Genomic DNA, 16,226 nt, shown 5'->3' with positions numbered 1-16,226 from the left:
AAGCGGCCCGGCGGCCTCACAATTCCTGGCGGCAGGCGCTGCTGAAATCCCTTTGAGGATTCATGGCCTTGTCATCCAGTATCCCTGCGCGGGGTCGACGGTTCAGTTAGGCGCTGCTCCCAGGCTTCCACAGGCCAGCGCCAGCGTTGCCGCGGCCGAGAGCGCGGCGCTATGCGCATCCACCGAAGCATCGCGTGCTTCCAGCAACTGGCGCTCGGCCACCAACATGTCGGTCGACGAGCCGACGCCATGGCGGAAGGCCGCCAGGGAGGCGTCATAGGTGACCTGCGAGGCATCGAGCAGTGCGCGTGCGGCGGCAGCGGCGGCGAGGCTGGTGCGCAATCGGGCGTTGGTCATCACCACGTCCTGGGCGGCGCCGAGCTTGACGCGTTCCAGCGTCTCGGCGGCAGAGTCCGCCCGGTTGCGGGCTTGCGCCAAGGCCGCATTGCGTACACCGCCGCTATAAATGGGAACGGTCACGCCGACCAGCACGGTGGCGCCCCAGTGATGGTTCGAGAGATTCACCGTGGGCGCCTGCTCACCGACCGCCGGCACGGCCGAAAGGTCGATATTGCCGCTGGCATGCGAGCCCGAGGCGGAAACGAACACCTTGGGCATGAAATCGGCCTTGGCGGCGCGCACACCGGCCTCGGCCGCCTTCTGGGCAGCCATGGCGGCCAGCACATCGGGGCGCCGCTGCAGCGCACCGGCCAGCGCGCGATCGATCGGCTGGTCGAGGTCCGCCGGCAGCGGCCGTCGGGAGGCATCGGCAATCTGCATGTGCGTAAGCGGCGATACGCCAATGGCCGAGAGCAGGGCGAAATACGCATCGGACTTGCCGCCGTCGGCGCCGACCTTGGCCAGCTCGGCCTGAGCGGTCAGTTGGCGCGCCTGTGCTACCTCGATGACCGTGCCCACGCCATGCTTTTTACGGCTTTCAGCGGCGAGCTGGATGTCCTGCGCGTCCTTGAGCGAAGCCGCCGCGCTTTCCGCGCGGGCATACGCCGCCGTATAGGCGTAGAACGCCAGGCTGACGGCGTGGATCAACTTCTGGTGCGCGCTGGTGAAGGCGATATTGGCGATCACCACGCCTTGATTGGCGGCGTCCACCAGCGCGTCCCGCTGGCCGAAGTCGAACAGCAGCCACTCCAGGGAAAGCACCGACACCGTGCCGGTGAATGAGTTGTTCTGATTGGCGGAGACGCCCAACGCCGAACTGCCGCCGCTATCGGTCTGCCTTCCGCCCAGCGCGGTGGCGCTGATGCGTGGCAGGTAGGCGCTTCGCGCGATGCCGGCGGTGAGCGCGGCGTTGCGGGCATCATTCCATGCGATGCGCGTCTCGGGATTGATGCTCTCGGCCAGATCGATAAGATCGGCCAGGTTGTAGACGCGCTGCGAATCGATCGTTGTCGCCGGCAAGGAGCCCGCCGCTGGATTGGGCGGCAATACATAGCCTTGCGATGGCACGGTGGTTCCCGCTTTGCTTGAAGAGGTCAACGCGCCCGAAGCATCGACGGGCGCAGACCACGGGCGATCGGGTGCCGCCGGTGCCATCTGCAGTGCCGACGTAGCGCACCCGCACAGCATCAATGCCAACAGCGGGGCGACGTTAATGCGCAAGGTTCTGCTCCAGTCGGTGAGGGTCGTCGGCGGGTGGTGCAGGGAACGCAGCCGGCTCGCCGCTGTCGACCGCGTTGGCCATCTGGTCAAGCCGGGCAGCCATGGCATCGAGATCGGCGCGCTGGCTGGAATACAGCAAGGTGTATTCCAGCGATGGAATGCTGCCGAGCAAGGCTTGCCGGCGCTGGAACCAGTCCATTGGTGGGCGCAGCGAGGAAGGCTCGTAATAGGCGATCGCCAGGTCGGTGTCGATGGTCGAGATGGCGCTATGGACCTTGGGCAACGCATTCAGTCGTTCGGTATGCGGCACAAGCCGTGCGATGCGTCCGAGTTGGCGAAGCAGGGCAGCTATCGCCGGATCAATGCGGCGCGTAATGCTGACCGGCCAGACGGAAACAAAGATCAGGTACACCACCGCATTGCCGAGCAGGATGCCGATGATGCGATCGCGTGCGACGGTCAAGTCAAATGCTGGCGTCGAGCCCTGGATCACGCAAAGGAAAATGGCGAATGTCAGCTGGAAACCCGCGTAGGCGATGCGTGGACTGCCGGCCGCGATCCAGCCGCCGGCCAACCCGCCGGCAAAGACCAGGGCCAGCAGGCCACCGATGCGGTCGATGGATGGCGTCAACCAGACGATGGCGGCAAGGCCGAGCGCCGCGCCTGCCAGGGCGCCGGCAATGCGCAGCGATAGTTTCTCGATCGTTTCGCCGGTCGTGTCGAGCGCGACGATGTAGCAGGTAATCAGGCAGGTATGGATGCCTTGCCAGTCGGTCAGCGAATAGAACAGATAACAGCTCATCGCCGCCATCGTCACCTTGACGGCATACCGGACATGCCCGGGATCGGTAAACGCATCCGGCACGAAGAAACCCGCCTTCGCCTTGGCGGGTGCCTCAACGGAGGGCGCCGGTACCGGGGCAAACGCCGCCAGCACCGCATTGAAATCGGCAACCAGCGAAGAAGTCGTGCCGGTCGGCCATGCGTTCGTCAGGCAGACGGGTTCGATATCCACCGGGTAGAGATGGCGGTCGAGAATCGCCGCCATGCCGCCCAGCGTTGCCGCGGCGGCCTGCCGCCAGGCATCGGGCAGATCGCGTGCCCGGTCGATTGCCTCGGCCAGCATCAGCAGTACGTCGGTGGAACGGGCGGCCTGCTGAAGGGCAAGCAGATCCGCGCGCGGCGCGGTCTTTTCCAGCAAGGCCAGCCGGAGCAGGCCTTGCACGGCGGCGCCTCCCTGTTGGCGCAGGGTGGCGACACGTCGGCGTGCGGTGGCATCCGGCGCCGTCAAGAGCGCTTGTGCCGCGCGCAGCCGCAGCCCGATGGCGCGCTCGGCCAGTTGCCGGGGCGCGGGTCCCATCAGCAGGTTGACCATGATCGACACTCCGGCGGGAATGCCGACCAGCAGCCAGACATAAAGCAAGGCGCGCGTGGCCAGCTCGCCATCCGGTATCTTGCCCAGCAGATCCAGCGCGTAGATGAGGATCAGCGCGATCGTCGAGGCCAATGGCTTGAGCTTGCTGGCCGAGGCGAGGAACAGCAGCAACAGCGATAGCGCGGCCATGATCGTCACGCGCAGCGGCGGCAGATCCTGCGCTACGCCCGCGATCAGTATGAGCAAGCCGATCAGGACGCTGATCAACATGGTAAAGACCACGCTCGTGAGGATGCTGCTGGTGCGGTCCGGCTTGTTCATGAAGAACACGACGTAGGCCGATAGCGCTATGTCCGGTATGTCGTAGGCCTGCGCTATCCATGTCGTCAGCACGCAGATCAACGCCAGGCGCAGCGCAAATTCGGCGCGCCCGGGCGTGCGCGCTACCAGCTCCGACCAGCGGACGCGAAACGTACCGGCAGCGTGTTCACCGGCAAGCGACGCCATGGTCGACCTCGATGATGGCACTGGCGCCCAGCCGCACCAGATCCGGCGGTGGCTGTTCCAGCTTCACGCGGACGGGAAAGCGCTGCGATACGCGAACCCAGTTGAGCGAGCGTTCGACATAGGGCACGCCGCGGGGCAGGTTGACGTGTTCAGTGTCCAGCACGCCCGATCCGATGCCCGTGACAACGCCGCGCATCGGCCGGGAGCGGTCGATCAGCGAATACACCGTGGCGCAATCGCCCACCTTGACGTGCCTGAGCACGGTTTCACGGAAATTGCCCACCGAGAACCATTCGTCCGACGCGATCAGCGTGAACAGCGATTGCGATGGTGCGATCACCTCGCCGCTGGTGACGTTGAGCCCGACGACGCGGCCATCATGAGGGGCCAGTACGGTGGTCTGGCGCAAGGCCCGCTGCGCAATGGCCAGCGCCGCGCGCCTGGCCTGCACCGTGGCTTCGCCACCGGCGGTGGTGTCGACCGCAGTGCTTGCGGCGGCCTGTTGCTCCCGTGCCTGGTTGAGTGACTTGGCGGCGTCGCGCGCGGCCACTTCGGCCTGGTCGAGTTGTTGTTCCGGAATGTAGCCGGCCTCGGCCAGCGGGCGCAGGCGCTCGACGGTGCGCTGCGTCAGCGCGGCATTCTCGGCGGCCTTGCGCGTTTGTTCCGCGGCGATGGTGGCATTGGAACTCTGCGTTGAAACCACGCGGCGCTGCGTATCGAGCGCGGCTTCGGCCATGGCCAGGTCGGCGCGCGTTTGCGCCACGGCATCGCGATACGGCTCGGGATCGATCTGAAACAGCAGGTCGCCTTGCTTCACCGTGTCGTTCTCGGCGACACCAAGCTTGATGATGCGCCCCCCGACTTCGGCGGCGACGTGAACCACATCCGCATCGATGGACGCGGCGTCGGTCGAAGGGGCCTGCGCCGCGCGCAAGAGCATGACGCCAAGCATCACGAGCGCGGCGGCGATCAGCAGCAGCGCCAGCGGCTTTGCCAGGCGAGAAGGGTGATGTTCTCCCGCCGCCCGCATCAGCGATCCAGCCACAAGAGGTCGATCGCACCGGCGACAAGAATGCCGATGGCGAGACAAGTGAACAGCGGAAACGGGACGGCTTGCGCCAGGCCGGCGAGGCCAAAAACGATGCGCGCGGCGATGGCGACTACCACCGCCAAGATCGCGAAGACCAGCCAATCCGGGAAATAGGCGCCAAACAGAACGAGTGCCGGTGCCGAACGGGCCGAACACCCGGCCAGCACACCCACGGCGGGCCCCAGCAGCCCAAAGCGACCCATGCCAGGCATGCTGCGCCGCAGTACTGCGGTTATCGTGCCGATCATTGCCCTTGTCCCCTTGGTGCAACGTTCTCTGACCCGTGCAGGAAGATTATCCGGCTGGCGAGAGGAAGACCAGATCAGGGACAAGGCCGAGGCAACAGCCGCCGTCATCTACCTAAGGCTGGTGCGCCATAGCCAAGTGGCCACGGTCGATCCGAGATAGGGCTGCTGGCGCATGCTCGGTGTGGCGGCCGACTCATGGACAAGCGCAACGGGGGGCGGCTGAAACCATCATGCCGTTGGGAAATGCCGGGAACCCTAGCTGGATTGCACCCACGTCATCTCGATATCTTCCTTGACGGCCTCATCGACCTCTCCCGTGGGAACGCCCAGCAGCTCGTTGATACGTCCGTGGCGCATGCCGAAGAACACGCCGCTTCGCCGATACGTCGCAGTCCATGTGACGCGATCGGAGTTTGCCTGCTCGTAATCGGCCTCATAGGTGAAGCCGTTGGTGGTCTTGCCTGAAATACTGGTCATGATGCTGCCTTATGGTGGCTGGCTACGTGGGGGACACATCAGCGTTCGCTGGTTTCAATCCTGGAGTGCCCGCCATCATCGTCAACGCTGCGACCGGTGCCCGTATCCGGCTGGTGGATGTCGGCCTTCGATGGGGTGGCCCTGGCTACGGACGGGCTGGCGGGGCGCAGGGGCCGGACCCGTGACAGCACCACAGACGCGTCGCTCCCGGGAAACCAGCGATTGCGCTTCTCGCTGTCCGCGGCCTTTTGGAGGGCCGTGAAGGTGATCTTGTGCGGGAAGAAGTACAGCGAGTTCGTTTGGTTGATGGTGTACATGGGAGCGGCCTTTGAGTGTTGACCTGCATTGTGCAGGTCATAAGCGGGCATCAACCCGCGGCTTCGACGGTGTCGAAGGAAACTCAGTGGCGTTGGAAAGCAAACCGTAGGCTGAGACGATCGAAGCGGATCACGAGAGCTTCGGCGCCCATCCAACATGCGCCCTGCGCTGTTACGTGCCTGTGAGGTGTTTACGGGTGGTGGTCCCGGGCCACTGCTCAAGTGCCTGGCACATCACTTTCACCTAACAACGACGGGCGCATGGTGCAACGGCGCCAGGAATGAAAGTCTCCTCCTTGGCAGGCGTCTCAGCCACGCGGTCTTGTCCCTAACGCCATCTGAGCACTTCTCCGATCTGCATCGGAGTCGCGGCTTCGTCCGCTCAGGATCCGCCCTGCGGGTCACCACTCAAATAGGCATGCCATGTCCCATCATGACGCCAGTACCGCCCGCGCCTCGGCCCAGAACCAGATCGAGACCGCAGCCGCCAAAGCCTCCTTCCATACGCTGGGCAAGGTGCTCGACGCGGCGGAACTGACCGGTGTCCTCAAGGGCACTGGCCCCTACACCGTATTTGCGCCGACGGATGCGGCGTTCGAAAAGCTTCCCAACGGCACCTTGGAGAGCTGGCTGAAGCCAGAGAACAAGACGGAGTTGATCTCCGTGCTGAAGTACCACGCGTTGCCCGGCCGTTCTTCGGCGGCCGATGTCGGGAAACTGGCCGCGCCGAAGATGATGCAGGGTCAAACCGCTCCCATCAGGAAGGAAGGCAACAAGCTCAGCATCGCCGGTGCCAACATCACGGAGCGGGATATCACATCGAGCAACGGCATCATCCATGTCATCGATGCGGTGATCGTGTCCACCAGGCACTAGTCGACACGGTCTGGCGGTGAGCCATGCGCACCGCCAGACCGTGGATGTGGGTGCGGAAGTACTCGTGCAACTAGTGACCGCCCTGTGAACCCAGGGCACCACTTCCCTTCGAGGCGCGGATGGCACGTGCCACATCGATCGGCAGGCCTGTCACTTGCTCGGGCCACATCGATGGATTCTCCACCGGTGCCTCCATATCCAGCATGTCTATCGACGTTGCGCCAGCCAGCTCCAAGACATGACGAACATCGTCGGCGGCCATTTCATCACCCGGATCCACCGCGAGCACGGCGTGGCCCATGGTCGCCGGTGCGGGAAGGTGGCTTGGCGACCGAAGCTCCGATGGCTGCTTTTTCTCCCCCTGGCCGGGCTTGCCAACGCGGGAGATGATCGACGTGGGCACGCTTGAGCTTGCGGCGGAATTACCTACGCTTTCGTTTATGTAGCTCACGACATGCGAGCGCTGCATGCCCCGTGATAGCAGCTTGTCCGAAGCCGAGGCGGCTGCGAATTGATTGTCAAACCTGGCGACAATGATGCTGGACATGCCCGCGGCTCCTTCGATGGCGTCGACGACGGTATGCTAGGTCGTCGAGCGGAAGCGCTACGTGAGTATTTCCTTATGGATGGCATGCCAGGACGCGCCTTCGATGCCTGTGTCGCCCAACGTCATTGCCCGGTCGTGATGCATCATGGTGCCGTTGGCAGGCGCCGGGGCGGAGATACGAGCGCCGGAGTGCGCGAGGCTGTTGATCCCGTTTTGCCGTGTTTGCGTGGTCGCGGCCTCTACACAACGAGAGTGTGATAATCGGCCACGGGAGCCGTCACGTACGGTGGCCACTACAACTCTGTCGGAGGAAAGGGCGATGGAGCAGTGCAATCAGGTCCAGGCATTCGTGGATGGTATCGAGGCGAGCGTGGCGATTGTCGGTCGTGACGAAACCGGTCAATTGATCGTTCCCGCTTGCAATGACCACTTCCTGCGGATGACGGGAGGTCGGCGTCCCGGTATTCGCATGTTCCCGGTGCTGCTCGATACGGTGATTCCGAACTATGCGCGTCGCGACTTGCGCGAGAAGCTTGCCGAGTGCTTCAGCACCGGCATCCCGCAGGAGCTTGAGCAGGCTTACGACTTGCGCGATGGCACCCTTTGGTGGCGGTTGTCATTGAAGCCGTTCCGCCACTTGGACGATGGGCGGGAAGCCACCGAGATTCTCATCACGGGGCTGGATATCACGGCGAAGATGTTGCTGACGCACGAGTTGGAGGTGTCGACGTCACGCTTCAGGTCGGTGGTGGATGCTGCCTACGATGCGATCATCACCATGGATCAGCAAAACCATATCACCTTGTTCAACAGGGCTGCGGAGAACCTGTTTGGCTATTCGTCCGAAGAGGTGTTGGGGCAGCCCATCGAGCAGTTGTTGCCGGAAAAATTCCGTGCAAGTCATCATAAGTACGTGCAGCAATTTGCCCGATCCCCTGTGTTGTCACGACAGATGGATGAGCGCAATCGTGTATATGGATTGCATCGCGACGGCACGTTGCTGCCTATCGAAATTGCGATATCCAAGATCAACGTCACCGGCCTGATTGAATTCACCGCCATCATTCGTGACATCGCCGACCGCGTGCGACTGATGGACTTGCTGCAAAAGCAGGCCGTGACCGATGAGCTGACGGGGCTGCCGAATCGCCGCGAATTTCTGGAGGTGGTCGGCAACGTGCTGGAGACGGATGCCGAGCTTTCGGTATTCATGCTCGATATCGACTATTTCAAGAAGGTCAACGACAGCCATGGCCATGATGTCGGCGACGAAGTGCTACGCCTCTTGTCCAAGGTCGCCATGACCTCCAGCCGCGCCGAGGACATCTTCGCCCGCTGGGGGGGCGAAGAGTTTGTCGCCGCACTGCCGGGCGTTGGCATCCAGCAGGCGAAAGCCCTGGCGGAGGAACTTCGGGCACGGGTTGAGCAGCAGGATTTTCAGCATCGCTGGCGAACCGGCAAGCCCGTGCCGTTCACGGTAAGCATCGGCGTCGCCCAGCGCTTGCCCGGTGAGCGGGATGTCAACGAGCTGATCAAGCGCGCGGACCTGGCGCTCTATAAGGCCAAGCAGACGGGCCGTAACCGGGTGGAAGCGGGGTAGGCCCATGCAGCGATTATCGCGGCGCCGGCCATCCATTGAATGGACGGGGCGTGGCTCGCCCTCCCGGCGTTTCGCTGCCTCATGGACGACAAGCTATCGGGTCGTGCCCCGGACGCGCCGCTGCCCGTGCCGGTAGAACAGCAGCCCGATCGCGATCAGCAGCGCCGAACCACCCACCACCTTGAGCAGGAACAGCGCGGGGTTGCTGCTGTCGCTGGGCGGAATCATCGAGGTGATGATCGCCAGCGAGATCATCGCAAAGCCGGTCAGCCCCGCCAGCCAACAACCGACGCTGCTCACTGGCGACAGGTCGATGCCCTGGTTCTGGCCGGCGGCCCGGCGGCGCAACAGCGGGAAGGCCAGCAGGATGTACAGCAAGGGCAGCAGCGACATGATGGCGGTCATGTCGATCAGGATGATGTAGGCCTCATGGATGCTGGCGCCCGACAGCGCGGCGATCAACACCAGCGACGTCAGCACGCCCTGGATCAGCAGGGCGACATGAGGCGTGCCGTACCTGGGATGAAGGCGCCCCAGCGCGGCAGGCAGGTAGCGATCGAGGCCCACCACGAAGGGCAGGCGTGCGGTGCCGGTGATCCAGGCCGCGATGGAACCCACCGTGCCGATCGCCACCAGCGCGGCAGTGAGCTGGCCAAACAACGGCAGGCCGATGCGTTCGCCGATGGCGGTGAGCGCTTGCGGAATGCCGCCGATCACATCGATGGTGGCAGTGGGCAAGGCCACCAGCAGGGAGGCCGTACCGGCGATATAGATGGCCGCGATGACCACGCAGGAAATGATGGTGGCGCGCGGAATCTGCCGGCGCGGGTCCCTGATCTCGCCGCCCATGATTGGTCCCAGTTCCAGGCCCTGGTAGGCCAGCGCGATGGTCGCCAGGGTGGAAAAGGTGGTGATCTTGCCGAAGTCGGGCAGCAGATGCGCCGCGCTCATCGTGGTGGCCGAACCGAATCGATACGCCGCATAGGCACCTGCGACCAGGATTAACGTCGCCGCCGACCAGGTGGCGATGCCGCCGATGTTCTGCAGCCACTTGGCGCGTTCGAGGCCCAGGATGCCCAGCCCGGAGGCGACCCACAGCACGCTCAGGCAGTAGACGAGGTTGTAGCGGCTATCGCCCGCGTGGGCCAGCCAGCGGTCACCGCCGACATGCAGGAAGATGCCGGCGCTGAACAGCAGCGCCGAAGGAAAGTACGCGAGGTTGGAGATCCAGTAGGTCCAGCCGGCGATAAAGCCATGCATATCGCCGAACGCCGCCTTCGACCACAGGTACAGGCCACCTTCGCCCGGCACGCGTGAACTCAGTTCCAGCACCGCCAGCGCCAGGGGAACGAAGAAGCCGACCAGTCCCAGCAGCCACAGGGTAAGGCTGGAAGGCCCGACCTGGGCGGCCATCGAAAGCCAGCGCAGCGCCACCATCGCGGCGATATTGAACAGCACCAGATCCCAGGTCCCGAGTACGCGACGCAGGCCCGGTTCCCCGCTGGCCATCGATGCTGTAGTCATGGTTCGCGTTTCCTGGAAAGTGGCGGCGGTTCCAACGACGAGGCGCAGGGGCTGAAGGCAGTGCGCGGATTTCCATGCCAAACCAGCATGGCCCTGCGATCAGGAGATGGCGCTTTCCCTTGACACCTTTTTCGTGTTGAAGCCAGCACCTGCGGCGACCGGCGATGCCTGCTTGCCGATCTCGCGCAGCGGCAGGCCGGACATCAGGTTGCGCTCGATCTGTTCCAGCGTGACGCCCTTGGTTTCCGGAATCAGCCAGAACGTAAGCACGATGAACACCAGGTTGAGTCCGCCGTACAGCCAGAACGTGGCGGCGTTGCCGATGCCGTTGAGCAGGGAGAGGAAGGTGGCGCCAACGATCATGTTGGCGATCCAGTTGGTGAAGGTGGAGCAGCCGATGCCGAAGTCACGGCCCTTCAGCGGCTGCACTTCCGAACACAGCGTCCAGATCAGAGGGCCGGCCGACATGGCGAAGCCGACGATGAAGATCAGCAGCATGGCGACGGTGAACAACTGCTGGGCATGCGTGGCGATGCCCAGGTGCATCATGCTGCCGACGATGCCCAGCCCCACCGCCATCACCGCAAAGCCGATATAGAGAATGGGCTTGCGGCCCAGCTTGTCGACCAGCCCGATCGCGATGAAGGTGGCCAGCACATTGGTCAGCCCCACGATGGCGGTAAACCACAGCTGCGCGTGGATGTCATAGCCCAGGTTCTGGAAGATGCGTGGCGCGTAGTACATCACCACGTTCATGCCGGTGAACTGCTGCATCAGCTGCAACAGCACGCCCAGGCCCACTGAGCGACGAAAGTTCACGTTCTGCTGGAACAGGTGCCAGCCGCGCTGGGGCGTCTTGAGCTGCTCGGCGATGTCGGCCATCTCGCGCGTCACCAGGGCGCGGTCGCCGCGCAGGCGATGCAGCACGTCCTCGGCCTGCCGGGTGCGCCCGCGCATCATCAGCCAGCGCGGGCTGTCCGGCAGCAGGAACAGGCTAAGCAGGAACAGCGCGCCGGGAATCGCGATGATGCCCAGCATCCAGCGCCAGTTGCCGCTGTAGCTGAAGGCGGTGTCGGACAGAAAGGCCACCAGGATGCCGATGGTGATCATCAACTGGTACAGCGAGATCATGGCGCCGCGGATTTTCTCGGGAGCGACCTCCGCCAGGTACAGCGGTGCGGTGAAGGTAGCGATGCCGATCGCCAGCCCCAGGACGAAGCGCGCCACGATCAGCGTCTGCGGCGACCATGCGCCGCCACACAGCAGGGATCCGGCCACGAACAGCGTGGCCCCGAGAATCAGCGAACGCTTGCGTCCGAGCCGGGCCGACATCCACGACGCACCCAGCGCGCCCACGGCCGCGCCGAGCATCATGGCGCTGACGATCCACTCGATCACGTGATCGGAAACCTGGAAATCCTTCTGGATGAACTGGCTGGCGCCGGAGATCACGCCGATATCCAGGCCAAACATCAGCCCCGCCAGGGCGGCGAGGATGCAGGTGAATACTGCAGCGGTGCGAGATGGACGGAACGAGGATGTCGCAACAGCATTCATCAAGGAAATCCTATGGGCAATGGATGACGATGGACGATGGATCAAGACAAAGGCTTATGCCGGCGCACCGGCGAAGCGGGGCTCGGGGACGCCGCGCACGCCTATCCGAGAGTGGAACAGTGCGCCGGCATGAGGGTCGGTGGCCAGTTGCGCGGCAGACAGTCCGTCGCGCGCGCTGGTGACATAGAGGGTGTCGAGCCGGGGGCCGCCAAAGGCCGGTCGGGTCGGCTGGCGCGCCGGCAGCGGCAGCAGCTGCTGCACGGCACCGTCGGCACCGTAGCGGACCACGCGACCCAGCCCCCACTGCGCATTCCACAGCGAACCCTCGGCATCGACGCACGAGCCATCCGGCTCGCCATCGACGGCGCCGAGGTCCACGAAAAGTTGCGGCGCGCCCAGCGTGTCGCCGTAGGCGCAGCGCTGGATACGGCGGGACAGCGAATCGCAGTAATACATCGTGCGGCCGTCCGGACTGAAGGCGATACTGTTGCTGATGGCGACGTGCGGTAGCGGCAATGGTTCCAGACAGAGGTCTGCATGGAGCCGCCAGAAACGGCCGAGCGGTTGCTTGCTGCCCTCGGCGGGCTCGTGCAGGGTGCCGAACACGAAGCGGCCCTGGCGGTCGCAGGCGCCATCGTTGCAGCGCGTGGGCAAACCCGGTTCCACCTCGTGCAAGGTCTGCAGATGGCCATCGGCAAGGCGGAAAAACGCCAGCCGCGACGCCAGCGCCAGCAACAGCCAGCCATCGGCCTCGCATAGCGCGAACGAAGCAAGTCGTTCGGGCAGCGGCCATTGGTCCAAGGTGCCATTGCCCGGCTGCAGACGGAACAGCGTGGCGCGCTGGATATCGGTCCAGTAGAGCGCCTGCGTGCGTTCGCACCAGACGATGCCTTCGCCCAGGGTGTTGCCGGCGTCCAATGCAATTTCCATGGCCGCCAGTCGCTGGGGAACGCTCATACCCAGCCGCCGTCGACGATGAAATCCTGCCCCGTGCACATGCGGCTGTCGTCCGCGGCAAGGAACAGCGCCGCGCGCGCAAGGTCGTCCGCCATTAGCAGACCGGGCATGCATTGGCCACGCGCGATATCCGCGCGGCCCGCCTCGTCCAGCCACAGACGCGCCTGCTTTTCGGTGATGACCCAGCCCGGCACCAGGCTGTTGATGCGGATATGTTGCTGGCCCAGTTCGCGTGCCATGCCGTTGACGAAACCGTGCACTGCCGCCTTGGCCATGGCGTAGAGCGGATAGCCGCCGTTCTTCTTCATCCAGCCGGTGGAGCCCAGGCAGATGATCGAGCCGCCGCCGAGCTGGCGCATGTCGGGAACCACCGCCTGGGTGGCGAACACCTGATGCCGCAGGTTCACCGCCATGCTGCGCTCGAACGCCACTGCATCGATGTCGGCGAGCGCGTGACGCACATCGTTGGCGGCGTTGTTGACCAGCACGGCAATCGGGCCGATCAACGCGCGCGCGGCAATGATGGCCGCCTGCAATGCGGCCAGATCGGTGAGGTCGCAGTGCAGGTAATGGGGTGGATGGCGCGCGTCGGCGAGCGACTGGCACAGCGAGGCGGCGCCGGCATCGTCCACGTCGAGAAAGGCCACCTTCGCACCCTGGCGAGCGAAGTGCTCGACGAAAGCCGCGCCGATGCCGCTGGCACCGCCGGTGATCAGTACGCTGCGGTCGATCAGGCTGGGATAGCTGGCGAAGGAGGGCATCAACAGGCTCCGCGATATCGGGACGGCAGGAAGGCGCGGGTTACCATTCGGCGACGCTGCCGTCGTTATGGCGCCACAGTGGATTGCGCCAGCGGTGACCCACCTCGGCGCGTTCCTTCACATAGGCCTCATTGATCTCGATGCCCAGGCCCGGGCCGCCGGGAATCGCCACGTAGCCTTCCTCGTAGGCGAACACGCTGCGGTCGGCGACGTAGTCGAGCAGGTCGTTGGCGGCGTTGTAATGGATGCCAAGCCCCTGTTCCTGGATGAAGGCGTTGTGGCATACCGCATCGAGCTGCAGGTTGGCGGCCAGCGCGATCGGGCCGAGCGGGCAGTGCAGTGCAAGCGCCACGTCGTAGGCTTCCGCCATCGCAGCGATCTTGCGCGTTTCGGTGATGCCGCCAGCATGCGAGGGGTCGGGCTGGATGATGTCGACGCCGCCGGTTTGCAGCACGCGCTTGAAGTCGTAGCGTGTATACAGGCGTTCGCCCAGCGCGATCGGCGCGGGGGCGATGCTGGCCAGCTCCGGAATCGCTTCGAGGTGCTCCGACAGCACCGGCTCCTCAATGAACATCAACTTGTACGGTGCCAGTTCGCGCATCAGCACCTTGGCCATCGGCTTGTGCACGCGGCCGTGGAAATCCACGCCCAGGCCGATATGTGGGCCCACCGCTGCGCGCACGGCCTGCACGTTTTCCAATACGCGATCGACCTTGGCGTGACTGTCGACGAAGTGCATTTCCTCGGTGCCATTCATCTTGACCGCGGTGAAGCCGCGTTCCACCGCCGCTGCCGCTGCCTTGGCCGTATCCGCCGGGCGGTCACCGCCGATCCACGAGTACACGCGGATGCGTTGGCGCACCGGGCCACCCAGCAGCTCATGCACCGGTACGCCCAGCTGCTTGCCCTTGATGTCCCACAGGGCCTGGTCGATGCCGGCAATGGCGCTCATCAGAATCGGGCCGCCGCGATAGAAGCCGCCGCGGTACATCACGTTCCACAGATCCTCGACGTGGCGGGGGTCCTTGCCGACCAGGTAATCGGCAAGCTCATCGACGGCGGCGGCCACGGTATGCGCGCGACCTTCCACCACCGGCTCGCCCCAGCCGCAAATGCCTGCATCGGTATCGATGCGCAGGAACAACCAGCGCGGCGGCACCAGGAAAGTGGTGAGTCGGGTGATTTTCATGCACGGTGTTCCTTGGACTTTGGAGAGACGGCGCGCCAGGCCTGCGCGAAGGCCTGCGCGCGACGGGCAACTTCACCGGCATCGATGCCGGGCGCATACAGCGCAGAACCGATACCGAACCCTTGCGCGCCGGCGCCCACCCATGGCGCCATGGTGTCGGGCGAGATGCCGCCGACGGGTAACACGGGCACGTGGGTGGGCAGGATCGCGCGCCAGGCCTTGAGGCCTTCGGGCGACACCTGGCCGGCGGGAAACAGCTTCAGGCCATCGGCACCGGCGGCCAATGCCGCCAGCGCCTCGGTGGGCGTGGCCACGCCGGGCACGCAGAGCACGCCTGCGTCCTTGGCCGCACGGATCACCGCCGTGTCGGCATGCGGCATCACGATCAGGCGACCGCCGGCGGCGACGACCTGCTGGACCTGCGCTGGCGTCATCACGGTGCCGGCACCGACGAGATAGTCGTCGCCCAGCGCCTGGCTGAGACGTCGGATGCTTGCGAACGGCTCGGGCGAATTGAGCGGCACCTCCAGCACGCGGAAGCCGGCATGGGCCAGCGCATGGCCGATGGCTTCGGCTTCATCGGGATGGATGCCGCGCAGGATCGCAACGAGGGGCAGTTGATCGAGCCAGTGACTCAGCATGACGGAATTTCCTTGGCCGTCCTGATCGAAGCGGCTTGGATGAGGCCGATCTGGCCGGCGATCTGCCACAGCCCATGGGCGGCGGCATCGGTGACGGACTCGGCCAGTTCGATATCGAAGTGGGCGGCGGCCAGGCGATAGCGCGCGCATAGCGCGTCGTCGCCAATCAGCTGGATGGGTGCGCCAAGGCTGAAGCGTTCGGTGGCGAGGCGGCAGCGGAATTCCTCGCCTATCAGCAGGCCGGAGAGGTAGCCGGGTACCGCAGAGTTGCCCAGTGCGCCATCCAGCACCAGCGCACGCGCGCTGAACAAGCGGCTGAAAGCACCGGCCGCACAGCTGTCGCGCGCCACGATGACGCCACGCACGAAGGCATCCTCATCGAGGGTGGCATCACTCGTGCCGATGCCAAGGATCGAATGCTGGCGCAACAGCGCAAACAGTTCGCCAGTCATCAGCGTGCTGAAGTCGACCACCGCGCCGTCGCACACGCTGGCCCACTTGCTGTGCGTGCCAGGAAGGATCCAGGTGGAGTGGGCGGCCAGCGCCGGTTGTCTAGCGAGGGCGCCGAACAGCTGGATTTCCTCGCCGCGCATTACGTCGGGGCCTTGCGGGTTGCGCAGGCCGGGAACCACGTGGACGTCCCCGCCGTCGCTGGCATGCAGGCGTCGTACATTGCGTGCCAACATCTGGAGGTCGGCGGGCAGGTCGATATACGGCACTTCCAGCCACCCTTGCCGGCTGCCGACCATGCCGCTGGCGAGGCGGGGCAGTGCGGGCCAGTCGCGGGTGATATCCGCCAGCGCGGCGTCGAAGCCGCCCTCCGGCAGCTGGCGCACGCCCCATGGGCGTGCGCGCACCTCGCGGATGGCGCCAGCCTCATCGAGCCAGTACGCGCGCAGGCTGGTGGTGCCCCAGTCGAGTCCGATCAGGCCGCCCATGG

General features: G+C 64.9%; 16 protein-coding genes. 2 read left to right on the top strand and 14 right to left on the bottom strand.

Annotated elements, in window-relative coordinates; genetic code table 11:
• Positions 1-102 precede the first annotated feature (102 nt).
• The 6 genes from MJ606_RS04530 to MJ606_RS04505 all read right to left on the bottom strand — a co-directional run bounded on the left by MJ606_RS04530 (position 103) and on the right by MJ606_RS04505 (position 5,634).
• A complete protein-coding gene (locus MJ606_RS04530; protein ID WP_243048204.1) occupies positions 103-1,467 on the bottom strand; it encodes a TolC family protein in 1,365 nt (454 codons plus the stop codon).
• Between the two features lie 142 nt (positions 1,468-1,609).
• Entirely contained in the window at positions 1,610-3,502 is a 1,893-nt protein-coding gene (locus MJ606_RS04525) for an FUSC family protein (protein ID WP_243048203.1), read from the bottom strand.
• A complete protein-coding gene (gene mdtN / locus MJ606_RS04520; RefSeq protein WP_243048202.1) occupies positions 3,483-4,532 on the bottom strand; it encodes a multidrug transporter subunit MdtN in 1,050 nt (349 codons plus the stop codon). Before mdtN ends, MJ606_RS04525 begins: the two co-directional genes overlap by 20 nt.
• A complete protein-coding gene (locus MJ606_RS04515) occupies positions 4,532-4,765 on the bottom strand; it encodes a hypothetical protein (RefSeq protein WP_243048201.1) in 234 nt (77 codons plus the stop codon). The genes mdtN and MJ606_RS04515 overlap by 1 nt, the downstream gene beginning before the upstream one ends.
• Positions 4,766-5,095: 330 nt before the next feature.
• Positions 5,096-5,317 carry a TonB-dependent receptor gene (locus tag MJ606_RS04510; RefSeq protein WP_243048200.1) on the bottom strand — a complete coding sequence of 74 codons (222 nt, stop codon included), beginning with the start codon at positions 5,315-5,317 and terminating at the stop codon, positions 5,096-5,098.
• Positions 5,318-5,355: 38 nt separating this feature from the next.
• On the bottom strand, positions 5,356-5,634 hold the full coding sequence (locus tag MJ606_RS04505; RefSeq protein ID WP_243048199.1) for a hypothetical protein: 279 nt from the start codon (positions 5,632-5,634) through the stop codon (positions 5,356-5,358).
• Between the two features lie 423 nt (positions 5,635-6,057).
• Between MJ606_RS04505 and MJ606_RS04500 the strand changes: the two genes are divergently transcribed.
• Positions 6,058-6,510: a fasciclin domain-containing protein gene (locus MJ606_RS04500; protein ID WP_243048198.1), complete on the top strand. Its 453-nt coding sequence runs from the start codon at positions 6,058-6,060 to the stop codon at positions 6,508-6,510.
• Positions 6,511-6,580: 70 nt separating this feature from the next.
• On the opposite strand, the gene MJ606_RS04495 is transcribed toward MJ606_RS04500, so the two are convergent.
• Positions 6,581-7,057: a hypothetical protein gene (locus tag MJ606_RS04495; RefSeq protein ID WP_243048197.1), complete on the bottom strand. Its 477-nt coding sequence runs from the start codon at positions 7,055-7,057 to the stop codon at positions 6,581-6,583.
• A gap of 319 nt (positions 7,058-7,376) precedes the next feature.
• Between MJ606_RS04495 and MJ606_RS04490 the strand changes: the two genes are divergently transcribed.
• Positions 7,377-8,657 carry a sensor domain-containing diguanylate cyclase gene (locus MJ606_RS04490; RefSeq protein ID WP_243048196.1) on the top strand — a complete coding sequence of 427 codons (1,281 nt, stop codon included), beginning with the start codon at positions 7,377-7,379 and terminating at the stop codon, positions 8,655-8,657.
• A 93-nt stretch (positions 8,658-8,750) separates the two neighbouring features.
• Here MJ606_RS04490 and MJ606_RS04485 read toward each other — a convergent pair whose 3' ends face one another.
• From MJ606_RS04485 to MJ606_RS04455, 7 genes are all read right to left on the bottom strand, one after another.
• Positions 8,751-10,181 carry an APC family permease gene (locus tag MJ606_RS04485; protein WP_243048195.1) on the bottom strand — a complete coding sequence of 477 codons (1,431 nt, stop codon included), beginning with the start codon at positions 10,179-10,181 and terminating at the stop codon, positions 8,751-8,753.
• Between the two features lie 99 nt (positions 10,182-10,280).
• Positions 10,281-11,738 (bottom strand): sugar porter family MFS transporter, encoded by a 1,458-nt coding sequence (locus tag MJ606_RS04480; RefSeq protein ID WP_279236617.1) that lies wholly within the window; start codon positions 11,736-11,738, stop codon positions 10,281-10,283.
• A gap of 54 nt (positions 11,739-11,792) precedes the next feature.
• Positions 11,793-12,695 carry an SMP-30/gluconolactonase/LRE family protein gene (locus tag MJ606_RS04475; RefSeq protein ID WP_243048194.1) on the bottom strand — a complete coding sequence of 301 codons (903 nt, stop codon included), beginning with the start codon at positions 12,693-12,695 and terminating at the stop codon, positions 11,793-11,795.
• Positions 12,692-13,456: an SDR family oxidoreductase gene (locus tag MJ606_RS04470; RefSeq protein WP_243048193.1), complete on the bottom strand. Its 765-nt coding sequence runs from the start codon at positions 13,454-13,456 to the stop codon at positions 12,692-12,694. The genes MJ606_RS04475 and MJ606_RS04470 overlap by 4 nt, the downstream gene beginning before the upstream one ends.
• A gap of 40 nt (positions 13,457-13,496) precedes the next feature.
• Positions 13,497-14,645, bottom strand: a complete 1,149-nt coding sequence (gene dgoD, locus MJ606_RS04465) for a galactonate dehydratase (RefSeq protein ID WP_243048192.1) — start codon at positions 14,643-14,645, stop codon at positions 13,497-13,499.
• The gene (locus MJ606_RS04460) at positions 14,642-15,286 is read right to left on the bottom strand and encodes a 2-dehydro-3-deoxy-6-phosphogalactonate aldolase (RefSeq protein ID WP_243048191.1); all 645 of its coding nucleotides are present in this window, start codon (positions 15,284-15,286) and stop codon (positions 14,642-14,644) included. Before MJ606_RS04460 ends, dgoD begins: the two co-directional genes overlap by 4 nt.
• The gene (locus tag MJ606_RS04455; protein WP_243048190.1) at positions 15,280-16,224 is read right to left on the bottom strand and encodes a 2-dehydro-3-deoxygalactonokinase; all 945 of its coding nucleotides are present in this window, start codon (positions 16,222-16,224) and stop codon (positions 15,280-15,282) included. The genes MJ606_RS04460 and MJ606_RS04455 overlap by 7 nt, the downstream gene beginning before the upstream one ends.
• Positions 16,225-16,226: the final 2 nt, after the last annotated feature.

The sequence above is a fragment of the Dyella sp. RRB7 genome (genome assembly GCF_022761115.1).
Taxonomy (GTDB): domain Bacteria; phylum Pseudomonadota; class Gammaproteobacteria; order Xanthomonadales; family Rhodanobacteraceae; genus Dyella.
The sequence above is the reverse complement of the archived record's forward strand: the minus strand, read 5'-3'. Positions and strand labels throughout refer to the sequence as shown.